At 61.1% G+C, this 18,325-nt stretch carries 18 protein-coding genes; 7 read left to right on the forward strand and 11 right to left on the reverse strand.

What is annotated here, in order from left to right; translation table 11 throughout:
• Window positions 1-13: 13 nt before the first annotated feature.
• From HW450_RS01815 to rimP, 7 genes are all read right to left on the reverse strand, one after another.
• Window positions 14-1,312, reverse strand: a complete 1,299-nt coding sequence (locus tag HW450_RS01815) for an MATE family efflux transporter (protein ID WP_182386331.1) — start codon at window positions 1,310-1,312, stop codon at window positions 14-16.
• Window positions 1,312-2,271, reverse strand: a complete 960-nt coding sequence (locus HW450_RS01820) for a DHH family phosphoesterase (RefSeq protein ID WP_232843298.1) — start codon at window positions 2,269-2,271, stop codon at window positions 1,312-1,314. Before HW450_RS01820 ends, HW450_RS01815 begins: the two co-directional genes overlap by 1 nt.
• Window positions 2,272-2,274: 3 nt before the next feature.
• Entirely contained in the window at window positions 2,275-2,703 is a 429-nt protein-coding gene (gene rbfA / locus HW450_RS01825; RefSeq protein ID WP_182386332.1) for a 30S ribosome-binding factor RbfA, read from the reverse strand.
• A gap of 116 nt (window positions 2,704-2,819) precedes the next feature.
• Entirely contained in the window at window positions 2,820-5,654 is a 2,835-nt protein-coding gene (infB, locus tag HW450_RS01830; RefSeq protein WP_182386333.1) for a translation initiation factor IF-2, read from the reverse strand.
• A 127-nt stretch (window positions 5,655-5,781) separates the two neighbouring features.
• Window positions 5,782-6,069: a YlxR family protein gene (locus HW450_RS01835; protein ID WP_182386334.1), complete on the reverse strand. Its 288-nt coding sequence runs from the start codon at window positions 6,067-6,069 to the stop codon at window positions 5,782-5,784.
• 129 nt (window positions 6,070-6,198) lie between these two features.
• Window positions 6,199-7,188, reverse strand: coding sequence for a transcription termination factor NusA (nusA, locus tag HW450_RS01840; protein ID WP_182386335.1), 990 nt, complete (start codon window positions 7,186-7,188; stop codon window positions 6,199-6,201).
• Window positions 7,185-7,739, reverse strand: a complete 555-nt coding sequence (gene rimP / locus HW450_RS01845) for a ribosome maturation factor RimP (protein ID WP_182386336.1) — start codon at window positions 7,737-7,739, stop codon at window positions 7,185-7,187. The genes nusA and rimP overlap by 4 nt, the downstream gene beginning before the upstream one ends.
• A gap of 42 nt (window positions 7,740-7,781) precedes the next feature.
• Here rimP and HW450_RS01850 point away from each other — a divergent pair, with 42 nt between their 5' ends.
• Window positions 7,782-8,564, forward strand: a complete 783-nt coding sequence (locus tag HW450_RS01850; protein ID WP_182386337.1) for a hypothetical protein — start codon at window positions 7,782-7,784, stop codon at window positions 8,562-8,564.
• A gap of 520 nt (window positions 8,565-9,084) precedes the next feature.
• Here the strand turns inward: HW450_RS01850 and HW450_RS01855 are convergent.
• Window positions 9,085-10,821, reverse strand: coding sequence for a proline--tRNA ligase (locus HW450_RS01855; RefSeq protein ID WP_182386338.1), 1,737 nt, complete (start codon window positions 10,819-10,821; stop codon window positions 9,085-9,087).
• Window positions 10,822-10,844: 23 nt separating this feature from the next.
• On the opposite strand from HW450_RS01855, the gene yaaA reads away from it, so the two are divergent.
• Entirely contained in the window at window positions 10,845-11,552 is a 708-nt protein-coding gene (gene yaaA / locus HW450_RS01860; RefSeq protein WP_182386339.1) for a peroxide stress protein YaaA, read from the forward strand.
• 42 nt (window positions 11,553-11,594) lie between these two features.
• On the forward strand, window positions 11,595-12,098 hold the full coding sequence (locus HW450_RS01865) for a thiamine biosynthesis protein (RefSeq protein WP_182386340.1): 504 nt from the start codon (window positions 11,595-11,597) through the stop codon (window positions 12,096-12,098).
• A gap of 24 nt (window positions 12,099-12,122) precedes the next feature.
• Here HW450_RS01865 and pdxY read toward each other — a convergent pair whose 3' ends face one another.
• On the reverse strand, window positions 12,123-13,004 hold the full coding sequence (gene pdxY / locus HW450_RS01870; protein WP_182386341.1) for a pyridoxal kinase PdxY: 882 nt from the start codon (window positions 13,002-13,004) through the stop codon (window positions 12,123-12,125).
• 24 nt (window positions 13,005-13,028) lie between these two features.
• Window positions 13,029-13,475, reverse strand: a complete 447-nt coding sequence (arfB, locus tag HW450_RS01875) for an alternative ribosome rescue aminoacyl-tRNA hydrolase ArfB (protein WP_182386342.1) — start codon at window positions 13,473-13,475, stop codon at window positions 13,029-13,031.
• A 32-nt stretch (window positions 13,476-13,507) separates the two neighbouring features.
• On the opposite strand from arfB, the gene HW450_RS01880 reads away from it, so the two are divergent.
• Together HW450_RS01880 and HW450_RS01885 are read left to right on the forward strand one after the other, a co-directional pair.
• On the forward strand, window positions 13,508-14,176 hold the full coding sequence (locus tag HW450_RS01880) for an alpha-ketoglutarate-dependent dioxygenase AlkB family protein (RefSeq protein ID WP_182386343.1): 669 nt from the start codon (window positions 13,508-13,510) through the stop codon (window positions 14,174-14,176).
• Window positions 14,177-14,179: 3 nt separating this feature from the next.
• Entirely contained in the window at window positions 14,180-14,488 is a 309-nt protein-coding gene (locus tag HW450_RS01885) for a hypothetical protein (protein ID WP_182386344.1), read from the forward strand.
• A gap of 175 nt (window positions 14,489-14,663) precedes the next feature.
• Here the strand turns inward: HW450_RS01885 and HW450_RS01890 are convergent, their stop codons facing one another.
• Window positions 14,664-14,837 (reverse strand): antitoxin VbhA family protein, encoded by a 174-nt coding sequence (locus tag HW450_RS01890; protein ID WP_182386345.1) that lies wholly within the window; start codon window positions 14,835-14,837, stop codon window positions 14,664-14,666.
• A 306-nt stretch (window positions 14,838-15,143) separates the two neighbouring features.
• Here HW450_RS01890 and HW450_RS01895 point away from each other — a divergent pair, with 306 nt between their 5' ends.
• Together HW450_RS01895 and HW450_RS01900 are read left to right on the forward strand one after the other, a co-directional pair.
• Window positions 15,144-17,111 (forward strand): class I SAM-dependent DNA methyltransferase, encoded by a 1,968-nt coding sequence (locus HW450_RS01895; RefSeq protein WP_182386346.1) that lies wholly within the window; start codon window positions 15,144-15,146, stop codon window positions 17,109-17,111.
• Window positions 17,111-18,325 (forward strand): restriction endonuclease subunit S, encoded by a 1,215-nt coding sequence (locus HW450_RS01900; protein WP_182386347.1) that lies wholly within the window; start codon window positions 17,111-17,113, stop codon window positions 18,323-18,325. Before HW450_RS01895 ends, HW450_RS01900 begins: the two co-directional genes overlap by 1 nt.

The raw sequence follows: 18,325 nt of genomic DNA on the forward strand, positions 1-18,325 counted from the left end.
CTGCCAAGTGCTTTTAAATAGTAGCCCACTTCATACTCTGGAAACGTAGTAGCACCGCGATGGCGCGCAGAACTAGGAAGCTCATCAGGCCGCACCACACGCCCAGCAGCCCCCAGCCGAACGCCAGCGACAGCCACACCAACGGCAGGAAACCCGCGACAGCTGCCAACATGGTGGCGTTGCGCAAAAACGCGGCATCCGACGCACCAAGCAGCACACCATCGAAAGCGAATACCACGCCGCCGATCAAGACCATGGCGCACATCAGCCACCACGGGCCGTTGATCGTCTCCCGCACGTGCGGATCCGTAGTGAACAGCGCCGGGATCACGGTGCGCCCCAGCAGCAACGCCAGGGCCAATCCCCCAGCAAGCAGCATGGAGTACTGCACTACCTTCACGCCGACCCGTCGCGCCATTGCCACCGAGGACGCGCCAAGCGCCGAACCGATGAGTGCCTGCGCCGCGATAGCCAGGGAATCCAGCACGAGCGTGAGGAAAGACCACAGTTGCAGCATGATCTGGTGCGCCGCAAGCGAGACCTCACCAAACCGCCCCGCCACCGCCGCGGCCGAGACAAAAGACACCTGCATCAGCGCGGAGCGAGCGATCAGATCCTTACCCAAGCCAAGCTGGCGCTTGATCACCGCCAGGTCAGGCCGCCAACTACCGCGGTGCGCGCGCACCAAGGCGAGGAAAAAGCCCAGGAAGGTGATCGTTTCCCCGATCAGGTTGGCCCACGCCGAACCGACGATGCCGAACCGATGCACCAGGATCGGAACCAATATCGCGCTCGGGATCACCCCGGCCAGGGTGAAGAGCAGCGGTAGTCGGGTGTTGTGGAGCCCGCGGAGCCAGCCGTTTCCGGCCATCGTCGCCAGAATCAGCGGAATACCGAGCGAGGCGACCCGCAGCCACAGCGCAGCTTCCGCCGCCACCGTCGATTGGCCGGAGAGCCACAGCGAGAGCGTCGGGGCGCTCAGCCACACTGTCACGGCTAGCAGCAGACCAACGGCGAACGCCACCCAGGTGGCCTGGACTCCTTCCGCGACGGCTTCCGCCCGCTTCCCCGCCCCGAACAATCGGGCGGACCGGGCGGTGGTGCCGTAGGACAGGAACGTCAATTGCGTGGTGACCTGCGCCTGGATCGTGGTGGCCGCTCCGAGCGCCGCGAGGTCGGTGGCCCCCAGCCTGCCCACGACAGCCGTGTCGAGCAGCAAATACAGCGGTGTTGCGGCGAGCACGCCGAGCGCAGGCAGTGCCAACCCGAAGATGGTCCGGGCGTCTACCCGCACCTGCTTTTCGACGGCCATCAGTTCAGAACCGCGCCCACCGCAGCGAGCAGTTCCTGATGAACCTCGGCAACGGTGCCAGTAGTGGTGTAACCGGCGGCGCGCACGTGTCCCCCACCACCTATGCGCGCAGCGATGGCGGAGACGTCGATGTCCTTGGTAGTGCGCAGTGATACCGCGAACCAGCCCGGTCGGTATTCCTTGAACACGGCCCCGACGTCCGCAGCGCCCACGCCACGGACGTAGTCAACGAGGCTTTCCACTTCGTTCATGGCGCAGCCTTGGATGAGGTCGTGGGTGGCGGTGAGGATTGCGACTCGATGTCCGTCGATCTCCGGTACAGTGATCGCAGACAGCACCTGCCCGACCATGCGTAAACCGGGGATGGAGACATCATCCATGAGTGCGCCGGCGATGCAGCGGGTGTTGATGCCAGTGGCCACCAGTTCGCCGGCCAGCTCATGCATCGCGGGGCGACCCCAGCGGAAACTTCCCGTGTCCGTAACCAGGCCCGCGTAGATGCTGTGCGCGATGCTAGTGGTCAGCTCCACACCGAGGTCGCGCAGCCACGCCCTGAGGATCGTGGTGGTGGATTCCGCGGTGGGATCCAGCAGCTGCCAGGTGCCAAAGCCGGTGTTGGAGGCGTGGTGGTCCACCATGATGATCGGAGTGTCGGTGTCGCTGAGCGCGCTGGAGAACGCGCCGGTGCGATCCAGGGATCCGCAGTCTAGCACCACGTAGAGGTCCGCTTTGGGTAGTTCGGTAGCACAGGTGATCTGGTCTGCCAGCGGGATGCTGAGCAGATTCGCGGCAAAGGCCTCCGGCTGACCGATCCAGCCGGAGGCAGTTTTCCCAAGCTGGTGCAGTGCCTGCAGCACGGTGGTCACGCTGCCGATGGCGTCGGCGTCTGGCCGGATGTGGCCCATCACGGCGATGGTGCTGGCCTCAGTTACCGCTGCGGTGGCTGCACGAAAATCCACGGTTTACTCGTCCTTATACGGGTTGGCGTCACCGGCAGGAGTGGCGTTTTCGGCGAGCTTGCGCAGTTCTTCGTCGCGCTTGCGGGCCTTGGCCAGCAGGTCTTCCATATGGGCGGAGCTTTCCGGCACGGTGTCGAGCTTAAAGGTGAGGGTGGGGGTAAACCGCACACCGAGCTGATCGCCGACGATCTTGCGGAGCTGGCCGCGGGCGCGGTGGAGGGCTTCCGCAGCGGCGGCGGTGTCTGGTTCATCATCGATGGAGGCACCGCGGACCGTGTAGTAGACGGTGGCGTCGTGCAGGTCGCCGCTGACGGTGCAGTCAGTGATGGTGACGTATTCGAGTCGGCGGTCCTTGATCTGCAGTTCGACGGCGGACGCGACGATCTGCAGGATGCGCTTGGCCAGTCGTGCCGAACGGGCGTTGTCAGCCACGTGAGGCCTCCTTCAGTTGGGTATTACTTGTGCGGTACCAGCTTAACTAACATGCGTGTGAGACGAAAACAGGCACCCAAGTTTTCCCTGGGTGCCTGCGTTTCACTTTCGCGTTTTTAGGTGCGTGGAATTTCAACCATTTCGTAGACCTCGATGATGTCGCCTACCTGGATATCAGGGTAGGACAGCACCATACCGCACTCGTAGCCTGCGGAGACTTCCACCACGTCGTCCTTTTCACGACGCAGCGAGTCGATGTTGGTCTTGTCCGCCACGACGTTGCCGTCGCGGATGAGACGGGCCTGGGCGTTACGACGCACCTTGCCGGATTCCACCATGCAGCCTGCGATGAGGCCGACAGCGGAGGCCTTGAAGATCGCGCGGATCTCAGCCTTACCCACTTCGCGCTCTTCGTAGATCGGCTTGAGCATACCCTTGAGGGCCTGCTCGATCTCTTCGATGGCGCGGTAAATGATGGAGTAGTACCGGATTTCGACGCCTTCGGCGTTTGCTTCCTCGGTGGCCTTGCCTTCAGCGCGAACGTTGAAGCCAATGATCACGGCGTCGGATGCAGCTGCCAGGGAGACGTTGGTCTGGGTGACGGCACCAACACCACGGTCGATGATGTTGAGCTGTACTTCGTCGTCCACCTCGAGGCCAAGCAGCGCTTCTTCCAGTGCTTCCACGGAACCGGCGTTGTCGCCCTTGAGGATGAGGTTGAGGGTGCTGGTTTCCTTGAGCACTGCGTCCAGGTCTTCCAGGGAGACGCGCTTGCGTGCCTTCGCTGCCAGTGCGTTGCGCTTGCGAGCGCTGCGCTGGTTAGCGATCTGGCGTGCCACGCGGTCGTCTTCCACCACGAGGATGTTGTCGCCCGCGCCTGGGACAGCGTTGAGGCCCTGGACCTGGACTGGGCGGGATGGGCCTGCCTCTTCCACGTCCTCACCGTATTCGTCGACCATGCGGCGGACACGACCGAAGGCGTCGCCAACCACGATGGAGTCACCGATGCGCAGCGTACCGCGCTGAACCAGGATGGTGGCCACTGGGCCACGACCACGGTCGAGGTGGGCTTCGATGGCCACACCCTGTGCGTCCATGTCTGGGTTGGCGAGCAGCTCGAGGGAAGCGTCGGCGGTGAGCAGCACGGCTTCCAGCAGCGCTTCGATGTTCTGGCCCTGCTTTGCGGAGATGTCCACGAACATGGTGTCGCCACCGTATTCTTCTGGGACCAGGCCGTATTCGGTGAGCTGGCCACGGATCTTCTCCGGCTGAGCGCCTTCCTTATCGATCTTGTTCACTGCAACAACGATCGGCACGTCTGCTGCTTGAGCGTGGTTAATTGCTTCCACGGTCTGTGGCATAACGCCGTCGTCAGCTGCGACAACGAGGATCGCGATATCGGTGGACTTGGCACCACGGGCACGCATAGCGGTAAACGCCTCGTGACCTGGGGTATCCAGGAAGGTGATGGTGCGGTCCTGGTCTTCCAGGTGGACTTCCACCTGGTAAGCGCCGATGCCCTGGGTGATGCCGCCGGCTTCACCCTTACCCACGTTGGCCTTACGGATGGTATCCAGCAGGCGGGTCTTACCGTGGTCGACGTGACCCATGACGGTGACCACTGGTGGACGCTGGGCGAGATCTTCCTCGTCACCTTCGTCTTCACCGAACTGTAGGTCGAAGCTCTCCAGGAGCTCGCGGTCTTCGTCCTCTGGGGAGACGACCTGAACCTTGTAGTTCATTTCCTCACCGAGCAGCATCAGGGTCTCTTCGGACACGGATGCGGTTGCGGTGACCATCTCGCCGAGGTTGAACAGTGCCTGGACCAGAGCTGCTGCGTCGGCACCGATCTTCTCAGCGAAGTCGGACAGGGAGGCACCGCGGGCAAGACGCAGGGTTGCGCCACCGCCGTCGGGCAGGCGTACGCCACCAATGACGTTTGGTGCCTGCATTGCCTCGTATTCGCTGCGCTTCTGACGCTTCGACTTACGACCCTTGCGTGGTGCGCCACCTGGGCGTCCGAATGCACCGGCAGTACCGCCGCGACGTCCGCCGCGACCGCCACCGCCGCCACCGCCACGGTTGAAGCCACCTGGGCCACCGCCTGGACCGCCGGAGCCACCACGACCGCGTCCGCCACCAGCTGCACGGGATGGCATCTGGCCTGGGCTTGGGGCGTTGTGTGGCATCATCGCTGGCGATGGACGACGTCCGCTGCCCTGACGCTCCTCGGAACCGCCCTGTGGGCGTGCGCTGCCGCCACGGTTCTGGCCTGGGCGTGCGCCACCTGGGCGTGGGCCACCCTGGCCTGGACGTCCGCCACCTGGGCGTGGACCGCCCTGACCTGGGCGTGGACCGCCCTGACCTGGGCGTGGTGCTGGTCGTTCGGAGCCACCGCCGGTGGAGAATGGGTTGTTAGCTACGCGTGGTGCTCGACCACCTGGCTTCGGACCAGGCTTGGCCATTGGGCGTGGCATGGCCTGCTCGCCCGGCTTGGCACCTGGCTTCGGGCCTGGCTTTGCGCCGCCCTGCGCTGGGCCCGGCTTTGGGGCACCAGGCTTCGGCGCGCCAGGCTTTGGTGCACCTGGCTTCGCGACGCCAGGGGTTGGAGCCTGGAACTGTGGTTTTGCGCCTGGCTTTGGCGCTGCGGGCTTAGCTGGCTCAGCAGGCTTCGCTGCAGCTCCCGGCTTTGGTGCGCCAGGCTTTGGCGCAGCTTTAGGAGCTGGCTTTGGTGCAGCTTTGGGGGTTGGTTTTGCTTCTTCGGCAGGCTTTGCGGCTTCGCCACCGTTCTTCTTTTCGTAGAACTGGGTCATCTTCTTGACCACAGGTGGCTCAATGGTGGACGAAGCCGTCTTAACGAATTCGCCCTGTTCCTTCAGGGTTGCGAGCAGTTCCTTGCTGGTAATACCGAGCTGTTTTGCCAACTCGTGTACACGTAGCTTTCCGGGCACTTTTCTCCTCTATGTTTTCTAGAAGTCTCCAAGGCCCTTGCCAGCAAGGTGCTTGAAGCTTCTAGGTGTCTACTGTGACGTTCATCGCTGATGCTTCATCGTGTGCTCATCAGTGTGTAGTCTTCCTTTAACTTTCTTCGGGTCCAGCAACAAGTGCTGTGAGGTACTTACGTACAGGACCTGTGTCTGGCGTGCCAGACACCCTAAGCGCCCTCCCGAAGGCTCGGCGCTGTTCAGCGGTGTCCAACGCAGTGAGCGTTGGGGTAATCCATGCGCCCCGGCCTGGACGTTTCCGTTCCGGGTCGGGTACCACCACGTCGCCTGCTTCCCTGCTGAGCACGACTCGGAGGAGCTGTGTGTCAGGGAGAACCTGTCTTGTTGCTATGCATGTCCGCAGCCGGATCGCTTTGGTCATGCATCACTACTTTCTGGTCTGTTGCGGTTGTGGTGGCGGAAAATGGCAACACAAAATCGCCGCCCCGCACACGGGCCGTCATCCACTCTACGCGAAGAGGGCTAAAAAGTTAACCCAGGGTTCACCCTTTTACTGTGCGTCGGAGCGGATATCGATCTTCCAGCCGGTCAGTCGCGCGGCCAAGCGGGCGTTTTGCCCTTCCTTTCCGATAGCCAAGGACAGCTGGTAGTCCGGCACGGTGACCTGGGCATGCTGTGCTTCGGCATCGATGATCTGCACATTGACCACCTTGGATGGGGCCAGGGCATTGCCGACGAACTTCGCTGGATCCTCGTCGTAGTCGATGATGTCGATCTTCTCACCGCGCAGCTCGTTCATGATGTTGTTCACACGCTGTCCGCGAGGGCCAATGCAGGCACCCTTGGCGTTGAGGCCTTTCACCGTGGCGCGAACGGCGATCTTGGTCCGGTGACCTGCTTCGCGAGCGATACCCATGATTTCGACGGCGCCGTCGGCGACTTCTGGGATTTCCAACTCGAAAAGGCGCCGCACGAGTTCGGGGTGCGTACGAGAGAGGGAGATTTGGATCTTACGGGACTGGCGGGCGACCTCCACGATGAAGGTCTTGACGCGGTCGCCGTGGGCGAGCTTCTCGCCGGGGATTTGTTCGCCGGGCAGCAGGAGGCCGTCTTGACCTTCGAGTTCGGTGCCCAGGTTGATGACCACGATGCCGCGTTCGTTGGCGATGGCGTCGGCTTCAACGACGCCGGAGACGATGGTGCCTTCGAGGCCGGAGTACTGGTCGTATGCTTGGGACGCTTCGGCTTCGCGCAGCTTCTTCACGATAGCGTCGCGCACTGCGAGGGCGCCAACGCGTCCGAAGTCTGCGGGGGTGTCGTCGAATTCGCTGGTGACGTTGCCGTCTTCATCAAGTTCGGAGGCGATCACGGCAACATTGCCGGTGACCTGGTCGATATCGATGCGGGCGTCGACACCTTCGTTGCCGGGGGTGGAGCGGTAGGTGTCGAGCAGCGCCTGCCCGATCGTGACGATTAGGTCCTGAACTGGGACTTTCTTGTCCTTTTCGATGGCCTCCAACGCCTTGATGTCAATATTCACTTGTTGTCCTCTCGCCATGCGATGGCTTCGTCATAGGTCAGGCCGGCGAGTTCTTTTTCGTCGGCGGGTACTGTTGAGAATTCAATTTCTACCACCGCGACCGCACCTGAGGCCAATTCCAGGTTCTGAATGCCCAGCTTTTTCCCATCGCGGGTGATGAGGATTACGTCGGTTTCGGCGTCGTTAAGCGCGCCAATGCGTGCGAAGCTGCGCTGCCCGTCGCGAGTGACGGCCACCTTGCGACCACGGTTGCGGCGCCAGTGGCGAGGTTGCATGAGCGGCTTGTCGACGCCAGGCGTGGTGACCTCGAGACTGTAGCCAGGACCGAAGCTGACGTCGCCCCGAGATTCCGCCTGGTCGAGGGCGGCGCCGATGTCGTTGGAGATGACTTCGAGGAGGTCGAGGTCGGGGCGCTCGTCGCGGTCGACGGCGATGGCGACGACGGACTTGGCGCCCGCCTTCGTGATCTTCATGCCCTCAAGATCCATGTTGTAGCTGCTCAGCACGGGCGTGATCAGCTCGGTGATTTTATCTTCGGTCGGAAAAGCCATGGCTACCACAATAGCGCGCCCAGGTCGGTAGACTAACCCGCTGTGAAACTACGTCTGCTTGCCGTCGCTTCCCTGTTCGCGTTGACCGGATGCTCCATCATCCCACCCACTCCAAACGCCACACTGGTAACGCTCGGCGAGGCAGCGCTCGGCGACGCCGCCGGCTCCCCAGACTCCGACTACGCGACACTGCGCTCCGCCCAGGCACAAGCCCTCTTCGCCGAGGTCGCCCGCCTGTGCGGAAACACCTCCGACGGCACCGTACCCGACGCCTGCATCTACCCCACCGCCGACGCCACCCCTAGCTCGAACAGCCCTGCGGAAGCGATGGCTAGCGTCCGCGACGTATTCAGCAAAATCCCGGCGGAATCCCAGCCCCGGCTCGCCGTGATGTACGCCCAACTCGCGATGCTCTCCCCCGCCACCACCTTCGCCGCCACCGATTCGCCCCCTTCCGGAATGCGAGATTGGGAACAAGGCGTCCTCTTCGGCCTCGACCACGCCCACGCCTACACCGGCGAACCCATCACCCGCCTGATCAGCGCGCACTCGGAAGTACTGGCAGCACTACCCGCCGGGTCCACACCCAGCCCCATCGCCTTCGACCTCAGCAACTACCCGCAAGTAAGCTCCGCGGACACCGCACGCGAGTTCGCCCTCGCCATCGAATCCGACAGCGCACAACGCTGGCTCATCGCAGCCACCGAAAACCCAAATGACCCCTTTGCCCTCATCCAGGCAGGTAACGCAGCCTCCAGGTACGCCGACCTCGCCCGCGAATCCGGACTGGACCCCATGGCAGCCGAGTTTTTGCAGCTCGGGTAAAGGGTGCGGGGGTTATCGGTGATTTAGTGGCCACGCTCCCGCCCCAACGCAAAACTCGAGTCCTGGAATTCGAGACTCGGTGAATAAAACCCTGGATTCCAAGCTTTTGGACCCGGCCTACTCCCAGTCTCGAATTCCAGGTCTCGCACTTTACTCAGACCGTGGCTGGGAGCACACTCAAAGATTGAATGCGCGCGTTGCCCCAGCCAGAAATATCCCCAGCGCGTATTCGCCAGTCAAATTTGCCCCATGTTAGGAAAAGTACTCTTCCCACGACCAGGCATTTTGATGTAGCACTGTGTCTAACATGGGGCAGATTATCTGAAGCATGTCCTCAATAGGGGATGGACCCACGCAGACAAACCAATCGACACCTGGAATTCGAGACTCGGTGTATAAAACCCCCAAACCCCCGCAAAACACCCACATCTACTCCCAGTCTCGAGTTCCACGTCTCGAACTCAAACCCAAAACCCCATCAAAAAAGCCCCCACCCAACAGGATGGGGGCCGACTAGAACTTAGCCCAGCAGCTCTTGCACCTTAGCTAGTGCGGAGTCGTAGGCGATTTCGAGGGTTTCGCCGCCGCGGATGCGGATTTCTACGTTTCCGTCGGCGAAGCTGCGGCCCAGGATGACGACCAGTGGCATGCCGAGGAGTTCGGCGTCTTTGAATTTGACGCCTGGGGATACTTTTGGACGGTCGTCGAAAAGCACGTCAATGCCAGCGTTGGAGAGCGAGGCGGCGAGGGACTCGGCGGCTTCGCCCGCGGCGGCGTCCTTGTTGGCGACGGCGATGTGGACCTGGAATGGCGCAACTTCTGCCGGCCAGACGAGGCCCTTGTTGTCGTGCATTTGTTCTGCGAGCACTGCTACCAGGCGAGAGACGCCGATGCCGTAGGAGCCCATGGTCGGGATGGCGGTTTTTCCGTTTTGGTCGAGGATCTGCACGTCCATGGCGGTGGTGTACTTGCGGCCGAGCTGGAAGATGTGGCCGATTTCGATGCCGCGTTCCAGGGTGAGGGTGCCCATGCCTTCCGGCGCTGGGTCACCTTCGCGGATTTCGGCGACCTCGATGTACGCGTCGATGGTGAAGTCGCGGCCACAGACCATGTCCACGGCGTGCTTGTCGCGGGCGTCGGCGCCGGTGATCCAGCGGGTGCCTGACACAACACGCGGGTCGGCGAGCACGCGGACATCGTTTTCTTGCAGTGCCCGTGGCCCGATGAAGCCCTTGACCAGGAATGGGTACTTGGCAAAGTCCTCCTCTGACAGCAGCTCAACCTCGGCTGGTTCGAAGGAGGCTTCGAGGCGCTTCATGTCGGCCTCGCGGTCGCCTGGCAGGAGCACGCCGGTGAGTTCCCAGTCCTCGCCCGGCTGGCGAACCTTCACCGCAAGACACTTGAGGGTGTCGGCAGCGGTCACATCAAGGTCTGCGGATTGCGCCCAGTCCACCAAAGCTGCGATGGTCACGGCACCGGGGGTCTCGTGTACGACGGCCTCTGGCTGCCCGTCGATGGGTTGCTCCACGCCCGGCTGCGTCACCACGGCCTCGACGTTCGCGGCGTAGTTACCTTCGGTAGCGGACACAAAGGTGTCTTCGCCGTTTTCGGAGATCGCGAGGAATTCCTCGGAGGCGGAGCCGCCCATGGCGCCGGAGGTTGCAGCGCAGATGGCGTACTTCACGCCCAGGCGGTCGAAGATCCGCTGGTAGGCCTTGCGGTGCGCCTGGTAAGAGGCCTCGAGCCCCTCATCGGACATGTCGAAGGAGTAGGAGTCCTTCATCACGAATTCGCGGCCACGGAGGATGCCGGCGCGTGGGCGCTCCTCGTCGCGGTATTTGGTCTGGATCTGGTACAGCGTGACCGGGAAGTCCTTGTAGGAGCTGTACAGGTCTTTGACTGCCCAGGTGAACATCTCTTCGTGGGTGGGGCCGAGGAGCATGTCTGCGTCCTTGCGGTCCTTGAGGCGGAAGAGGGAGTCGCCGTATTCGGTCCAGCGGTTAGTGATTTCGTAAGGCTCGCGTGGCAGCAGAGCCGGGAAGGCGAGTTCCTGGGCGCCGATGGCGTCCATTTCTTCTCGCACGACGGCCTCAATGTTGCGGAGGACTTTCAGTCCGAGCGGCAGCCAGGAGTAAATGCCGGGGGCGACGCGGCGGATGTAGCCGGCGCGGACGAGCAGCTTGTGGCTTGGGACTTCGGCGTCTGCCGGGTCTTCGCGCAGGGTGCGAAGGAACAAAGAGGACATGCGAGTGATCATGGAACGCTATTCTATACGGCGTCATGATGATTATTCTTCCGCCCTCCGAAACCAAGGCGCATGGTGGCGTCGGCAAGCCACTGCTTCTCGACGCCCTATCCTTCCCTTCCCTGAACCCGACCCGCTCGGCGATTGCCCGCGACCTGTCTGAGCTGGACGTTGATACCGCATGTCAGGCGTTGAAGCTGTCCGATAAGTTGCGCCCCGAGGCGGAGTTGAACCAGCAGCTATTCACCTCCCCCACGATGCCGGCGATCCAGCGCTACACGGGCGTGCTGTACGACGCCCTCGATCCCACCACCCTGCCCGCCACAGACTCGCTCTTCATTTGTTCCGCCCTGTTTGGTCTGGTGCAGGCAAGCGACATGATCCCCCACTACCGACTCTCGGGCGGCACTAAACTCCCCACGGTTGACGGAGCAGCTCCGACCATGAAGGCACGGTGGGGTTCGCTGATTACGGATGCGATCACGAGCCACGATGGCCTGAAAGTTGACCTGCGCAGTGGCACATACCAGCAGTTAGGACGCGTCAAAGATGCTGTAACGGTGCGGGTGGAAAAGGACGGCAAGGTCGTCAGCCACTTCAACAAGCATTATCGCGGGCTGGTGGCTCGGGAGCTGGCGCTGGCGGAGCCGTGCGGCTCCATCGCTGACGTCATGCGGACGCTCAACACCGCTGGGATGCAGGTCGAGCAGCGTTCGGAGACGGAGCTGTGCCTCATGGTGTAGCAATTACCCGCAGCCGCTTAGCTTAGACTAACCTATCTAACTATGACTAAAACATCACGCATCGTCCGGGCAGCTAGTGTGGTGGCAATGGGCGTCGTTACGCTCGCGCTTGCTGCTTGCGGCACTGACGCCCCAGAACCCGCACCGACCACCACCCCGGCCACGCCAACCCCCCAGGTAGCCGAACCGGCCGTCACAGCGGACAAGACCGAGAGCCTTAGCGAGGGCGACACCATCACCGCGAAGGCCACCGGCCTGAACCCGAAGCGGGGCTACTACGCCGCGATCTGCGCCACCTCCGGCCCAGCCGGCGCTCCCCCGCTGTGCACCGGCGAGCGCGCCGATACCGCAGCGCAGCAGTGGCTGACCAACAAGCCGGGTGGCACCGTCCCGCTTCACGACGATGGTTCCGCCGAATTCACCCTCAAAGCCGTATCCACCGGCCCTGACCTGGACTGCAAGGCCACCGAATGCGTGCTCAAGGTGTTCGGCGACCACACCGAGGGCTTCACTCCGGTAGCTGAGGTGCCGGTGTCCTTCTCTTAACCGCCCTGTGCGGACGCCCAGCTCTTACGCGATCTTGGTTACCTCGAAGCGGCACTGTGGGTACGCGAACGCTTCCTGGGCCTTGATCAGCTCCAGTTCAGCGGAGCCGGATTCGTAGGTCACCTTCAGCAACTCGTACACGCTGGCGGCAGTGTTGCCGAGGGCGATAGACAGATCACCAGCGATGCCAGCTCCGCGTACCAGGTTGCCTGCAAACAGGGCCGCGGTCACGTCGCCCGACCCGTTGCGCTTGAACGGAAGGTACGGCGTGGACACCAGCCAGGCGCCCGCGCTGTTCACGGCCAGCATCTCGATGGTGTCCTCTGGGGCTTCTGGGCGCAGCACGCTGGTGACCAGCACGGCCTCCGGCCCCATCTCGCGGGCGGCGTGAGCTGCTGCGATGGTGGATTCCAGGTCAGAAACCTCGCGGCCGGTTAAGTATCCGAGCTCGAACTGGTTCGGGGTAATGACGTCCGCGACTGGCACCACCTTGTCGCGCAGCAGTGGCGGGATGTCGTCGGAAACGTGGCAGCCACTCTTGGCGTTGCCCATCACTGGATCGCAGGAGTAGATGGCCTGTGGGTTGCGCTCCTTGACCAGGGCGACTGCCTCAACGATGGCGTCCGCGATGTCGCTGCCACCCTGGTAGCCGGAGATGATGGCGTCGGCGTCGCCCAGGCGGCCAAGCTCGTCGATGCCCTGGATCACAGCGCGCACGTCAGTGGCAGGGATCAGCGGGCCGCGCCACTTGCCGTAGCCGGTGTGGTTAGAAAAGGCGACGGTGTGGACGGGCCAGACTTCAAAGCCCGCGCGTTGCAGCGGGAATACGGCAGCGGAGTTGCCAACGTGGCCGAAGCTCACGTGCGACTGGATGGACAGGATCGACGGGGTGTGTTGTTCGTTCATTCGTCTATTGTGCACCGCGGGCAGTTAGAAGCCCGACATAGGCCTGCGTCTATTCGCTTTTATTTCGGATCGACGTTGCTTTGCTGCTTTACGACGCCGCAGCGCCGCCCGCGTCGGCCTCGTCGGCCGGCGTTTCGGAGGTGGCGGAGCGACAGCCTCACGCAGCAGCTCCCCGAGACGCCGCCGGGCTTCCGCGCGGTTGCGGACTTGGGAGCGTTGCGCGGCGACCGAGACTGTGAGGACCGTGCCGTCGAGGCGCGCCGCGAGGTTGCGCAGGGCGCGGCGGCGGTGGGCGTCGGAAAACACGGTAAGGGTTGCGAGGTCTACGGAGAGCTGCACCTTACTGTCGGTGGTGTTCACGCCCTGACCGCCGGGGCCACCCGAGCGAGCGAAGCGTTCCCGCAGCTCGGCGGCCGGGATGACCAGGCCACGCGGGAGGCCCGGGCCCGGTGCGATAGTCAAGGGGTCCATGGGGACCAGTGTAAGGGGCTACACTTGGCCCCATGCTTTTCGACGCCCTCCCCCGCACCAACACCCAGGTCACCCCGGGCGTCGTTCACTTGCCCAATTGGTTGCCGATTGATCAGCAGGCAGACATTATCGGCCAGCTGCGAGCCATTGCCCGTGCGCTCTCCGGCACGCCGTTGGCCATGGCACGCCCACAGCTGAAAAGTGGCCGCATGCAGGTGTTTATGCTGCACCTGGGTCGCTATTGGGCGACCAATCCGTATCGCTACGTCACACACGTCGCAGGCCAGCCCGTGCCGCCGATCCCCGCGAATCTGACGAAGCTCGCCATGGACGCGCTTGACGAAGCCTCGCACTACGACAGCTCACTAACCACCACGTCCTTCCGCCCCGACATGGCGCTGGTGAACTACTACCCGCCCGGCGCCACCATGGGCTTGCACCAAGACCTGAACGAGGATTCCCCCGCACCCATCGTGTCCCTCTCCATCGGCGACGAAGCACTGTTTCGGATCGGCGGCACCGAGAATAGGAATAAGCCCTGGGACGACGTCACCCTGACCAGCGGCGACATCATCGTCTTCGGCGGCCCGAAACGCCTCGCCTTCCACGGCGTGCCACAAACCCGACCGGGCACGCTCCCCGAAGGCTGCGGGCTTAGCGACGGCCGGATCAACATCACCTTTAGGCAAGTGGAGGCATAGACGATGAGTAACGATTTTAACGCCGATGCGACATGCAAGCCCTCTCTCACCGAGGCCGCTTTACGGTACCCCAGGCGGTTCGGTTGGGGTTTTACAGCGCTGGCGGCAATCGCGTCGTATGTGCAACTGCTCCTTCCCTATCGCTGGAGGAACGTAACCGAGGTTGTTCTGGGCATTATTGTCGTTGCCACATTCGTCGCGAATTGTTATTTGGCTGCTAAAACGAAGCGCGCGGAACTCTGGTTCGCTGCAGTACTGGCTTTGGCATCGCCATTGTTAGTGATAATCATCGCGATGCTGATTTTCCTTTAAAACCGCAGCACGTCTATCCCATTGAACCACGAATCAGAATCTCCGAGCTGAACGGTACGTGCATTAACGAGGTCAGCCTCAGCTGCAGCAGGGTCCCGCGAATCACGTAATCCAAGAAGATTCTTCAGCGTCGAAGTTCCTGGCTCGATATACGGGTCAAGAGGCGCCACATTTTCTAAGCCAACCCGAATCGTGCGCGAGTGCGTTCCACTAACTGCGTCGCTGAGATTTCGCCGACGACATAGCGCTCAGCGTCTTCGTTGTAGGCCCTACTTGTGATGAGACCCTCCAACATATTTGAATGTTTTGCCTGTTCAACGCTATCTTTGCGCAGTTGTTGCAGATTCATTTTGGGCTCCTTTACTTCCAAAACTCTACCCACATCGTCGTTGACGATGGCAGTACGTACACATGGGAGCACTCAAGCAGAGGTCAATGTGGGGTCATCGTGATCTAAAGCAGTTCCCCAAACAGGTGCACCACAGCTTCCATGTCGCATGGTTCGTCTTAGCTTTTCTGTTCGACGTGACAGTTACGTGTCCTCCCCGGATGTAATGCTGTGTTCAGCAGAGCAAACGCCGCGGAAAACACCGAAAAATTGGCTTTTACCTGCTACGATATTGAATTTGCAAGATTGTTGATTGAACGGAGAGCCATGTCCCCTACCCCTGAGCAGATCGCCCAGGCCCGCAGCACTACAGCCAACGCAGTGTGGAATACGGCGGATCGTTATTTGCGCAGCGTGGTCGAACCGGAGGAATACGGCGACTACATCATCCCGTTCGCAGTCCTGCGACGCATTGAGTGCATGTTGGACGCCAAACGTGAAGCGTTCAACGAACTGTACAGCAGAATGTCTCAGGGCGGCACTAAGGACATCAACCCGCGGATGCTGAGCTTGCGCGCGTCCCACGAGCTGCAGCTGTCCTTCTATAACACGTTCCCGCTCGATTTGAAGGCCATCGGCAGTAATGATGACAACGTGGATGTGGCCCTCAAGAGCTACATCGATTCTTTCTCCGACAACCTGACAGACATTTGGCGCGCATTTAAGTTCCACGACAAAATCGACACTTTGCATGCCGCTGGCCGTCTGTTCGGCGTGGTCCAGCACTTCGCAGGTATCGACATGCACCCTGACCTGCTGCCCGACACCGCGATGGGCGACATGTTCGAGGACATCATGTACCGCGCGTTCAACACCAAGGGCAAGAGTGCGGGTGCGTTCTACACCCCGCGTGACGCAATCTCCCTCATGGTGGACATCTTGTTCTCCTCTGATGACGAGGGCTTATCCGGTAAATCTCCCAGCCGTACGATTTACGATCCGTGTGCCGGAACGGGTGGCATGTTGCTCGTGGCGAAAAATGAGCTGCAAGCATTCAACCGGAACGCCCAAGTTTCGCTCCACGGCCAGGAGTTGATGGATTTCGCGTACGGTATCGGTAAAGCAGACCTGATTATGCTCGGCAACAAGCCGGAGTCCATTCTCCAGGGCGATACGCTGGTCAACGACCGTTTCGAGGGCCAGACCTTCGACTACATCCTCACCAACCCACCGTATGGTTCCGACTGGTCTGCGGTCTATGACGATGTGGCTCGCGAAGCAGCCCGGGAGGGTTCCCGCTTTAGCCACGGGCTGCCCGCCAAGTCCGATGGCCAGATGTTGTTCCTGTCCCATGTGATACACAAGCTAACGGATCCACACGGTGAGACCGGTGGTGGGCGTGCGGGCATCGTCCTCAACGGCTCGCCCCTGTTCACGGGCGCTCCCGAGTCCGGCCCTGACCGTATCCGTGCATGGCTGCTTACCGACGACCTGGTGGACGCGATCATCGCCCTGCCCACCTCCATGTTCTACGGCACCGGCATTGCCACCTACATCTGGATTCTGGATAAAAATAAGGAGCCGCACCGCCGGGGCAAGATTCAGCTCATTAACGCAGCCGACCAGTGGTCCCCAATGCGTAAAGGTATGGGTGACAAGCGACGTGAGCTTTCCCCGAAGGATCGTGAGATCATCACCAAGGCGTACGCAGCTTTCGAGGAGTCCGATATTTCCAAGATCGTCACCGCAGACGACCTTGGGTTCAAAGACGTGCCGGTCTACCGCCAGGAGCGATACATCACGGTGTTTTCCGACGAGGCGGTGGAGCAAGCCCGCGCCCAAAAGTCCTTCACCGACGCACACGTCGAGGTCATGCGCGAAGCAGACGGCACGACGTGGAATGACCTACCTGACCTACTAAAAACCAAAGCTAAGGTACGCGGGCTCAAAATGCCCGTCGGCCTCATCACAAAAATCATGCAGGCCATGGCCGTGCATGACGACGCCGCCCCCGCCGCAGTCGATCACAAGGGCCAGCCCGTCTCCGTGGCGGGTTGGAAGATGACCGAGCGTATCCCGCTGACGGAGGACGTGGACGAGCACATGCGCCGCGAGGTTATACCGTTCGCGCCGGACGTGACCTGGGACGAGTCCGCGGCCAAGATCGGGTACGAGATTCCGTTCACCCGTCTGTTCTACGTGCCGGAGGAGGTACGTCCGCTGGCCGAGATCGACGCCGATGTCCAGCGTGTGATGGGCGAGCTGATGGACATGTTCCAGGAGGTGAAGCGGTAATGGGAACAGTGCAGAACAAGTGGCTGCGCAAGGTTAACCCGGATTGGAAAATCGTCCCGTCCTACCTGTTATTTTCTGATCGGCAGCAGCAATGTCTGCCAGGTGACGAACACCTCACCCCATCACAAAAGTACGGAGTAGTTCGTCAAAGCGACTTTATGGAAACTACAGGTAACCGTGTAGTCCTCAATCTGTCCGGTGCTAACAAAATGAAGCACGTCGAGCCGGGCGATTTCGTAATTCACCTGCGTAGTTTTCAGGGCGGGATTGAGTACAGCACTCTACGGGGAAAGGTAAGTAACGCTTATACTGTGCTATCACCGAGCGAAGATGTCCACCACGACTTCTTCCGATGGTTCATGAAGTCCGACCTGCTAATTTCCGGCTTGGAAACGCTGACTGACCAACTACGGGACGGTCAAACGATCAATTTTGCACGATTCTCCCGCTTGTCTTTCCCCCTCCCACCGCTCGACACTCAGCGTGCCATCGCGGACTACCTCGACCGAGAGACGGGCGAGATTGACGCGATGCTGGACAAGCTCAATGGTCTGGGCCGGTTGCTGGAGGAGCGACGGAAAAACGAAATCACCCAATCGTTTTTGTCTGAAAACACAGCCGAGCTTTGGCATTTTTGTGAGGTCAACCCTGTTACACCTGAATTTCGGAGCCTGACTGACGGTACTCAAGTCACCTTCATGCCCCTCGAAACAATTTGGTCGGACAAGCGAGCTGACTTTTCTCGAACAATTGAATGGTCGAAAAAGGTTGGTTCGTACACTGAATTTCGTTCCGGGGACGTGCTCATTCCTAAGATCACCCCGACTTTCGAGGCAGGTCGTTCAACGGTGGCGGACATTCCACTTCCTATCGGCCTGGCAACCACAGAAGTCCACATTGTGCGTACAAGGCCAGAAAGAGCCCTTTCCCAATGGCTAAGTTATGCTTTCCAAACTTCCATGTTCCTCAAAGAAGGCGAATCAGTACTCCAAGGGGTGGGAAATCTCCGGCGTATTAGCCCTCAGTGGTTGCAGTCGTTTAAGGTTCCAGCTTTGTCGCTAGACGAGCAGGAGCGCATCTCCCAGCACCTGGACGAGACCACCGCACGTATTGACGCGATGCTGGCTAAAACCCAGCAACTCAAAGATTTGCTCACCGAGCGTAGGTCTGCCCTGATTACCGCCGCCGTCACCGGACAGATAAAGGTGTACTAA

It is taken from the genome of Corynebacterium hindlerae (genome assembly GCF_014117265.1).
Taxonomy (GTDB): Bacteria; Actinomycetota; Actinomycetes; order Mycobacteriales; family Mycobacteriaceae; genus Corynebacterium; species Corynebacterium hindlerae.

What these genes read in the sequence shown, in the direction of transcription:
- arfB (WP_182386342.1), bottom strand. Translation starts at nt 13,475, where the DNA reads ATGGACCCCTTGACTATCGCACCGGGCCCGGGCCTCCCGCGTGGCCTG.
- HW450_RS01895 (WP_182386346.1), top strand. Translation starts at nt 15,144, where the DNA reads ATGTCCCCTACCCCTGAGCAGATCGCCCAGGCCCGCAGCACTACAGCC.
- rimP (WP_182386336.1), bottom strand. Translation starts at nt 7,739, where the DNA reads ATGGCTTTTCCGACCGAAGATAAAATCACCGAGCTGATCACGCCCGTG.
- HW450_RS01880 (WP_182386343.1), top strand. Translation starts at nt 13,508, where the DNA reads ATGCTTTTCGACGCCCTCCCCCGCACCAACACCCAGGTCACCCCGGGC.
- HW450_RS01855 (WP_182386338.1), bottom strand. Translation starts at nt 10,821, where the DNA reads ATGATCACTCGCATGTCCTCTTTGTTCCTTCGCACCCTGCGCGAAGAC.
- HW450_RS01890 (WP_182386345.1), bottom strand. Translation starts at nt 14,837, where the DNA reads ATGAATCTGCAACAACTGCGCAAAGATAGCGTTGAACAGGCAAAACAT.
- HW450_RS01865 (WP_182386340.1), top strand. Translation starts at nt 11,595, where the DNA reads ATGACTAAAACATCACGCATCGTCCGGGCAGCTAGTGTGGTGGCAATG.
- HW450_RS01815 (WP_182386331.1), bottom strand. Translation starts at nt 1,312, where the DNA reads ATGGCCGTCGAAAAGCAGGTGCGGGTAGACGCCCGGACCATCTTCGGG.
- HW450_RS01835 (WP_182386334.1), bottom strand. Translation starts at nt 6,069, where the DNA reads ATGACCAAAGCGATCCGGCTGCGGACATGCATAGCAACAAGACAGGTT.
- pdxY (WP_182386341.1), bottom strand. Translation starts at nt 13,004, where the DNA reads ATGAACGAACAACACACCCCGTCGATCCTGTCCATCCAGTCGCACGTG.
- HW450_RS01900 (WP_182386347.1), top strand. Translation starts at nt 17,111, where the DNA reads ATGGGAACAGTGCAGAACAAGTGGCTGCGCAAGGTTAACCCGGATTGG.
- yaaA (WP_182386339.1), top strand. Translation starts at nt 10,845, where the DNA reads ATGATGATTATTCTTCCGCCCTCCGAAACCAAGGCGCATGGTGGCGTC.
- HW450_RS01885 (WP_182386344.1), top strand. Translation starts at nt 14,180, where the DNA reads ATGAGTAACGATTTTAACGCCGATGCGACATGCAAGCCCTCTCTCACC.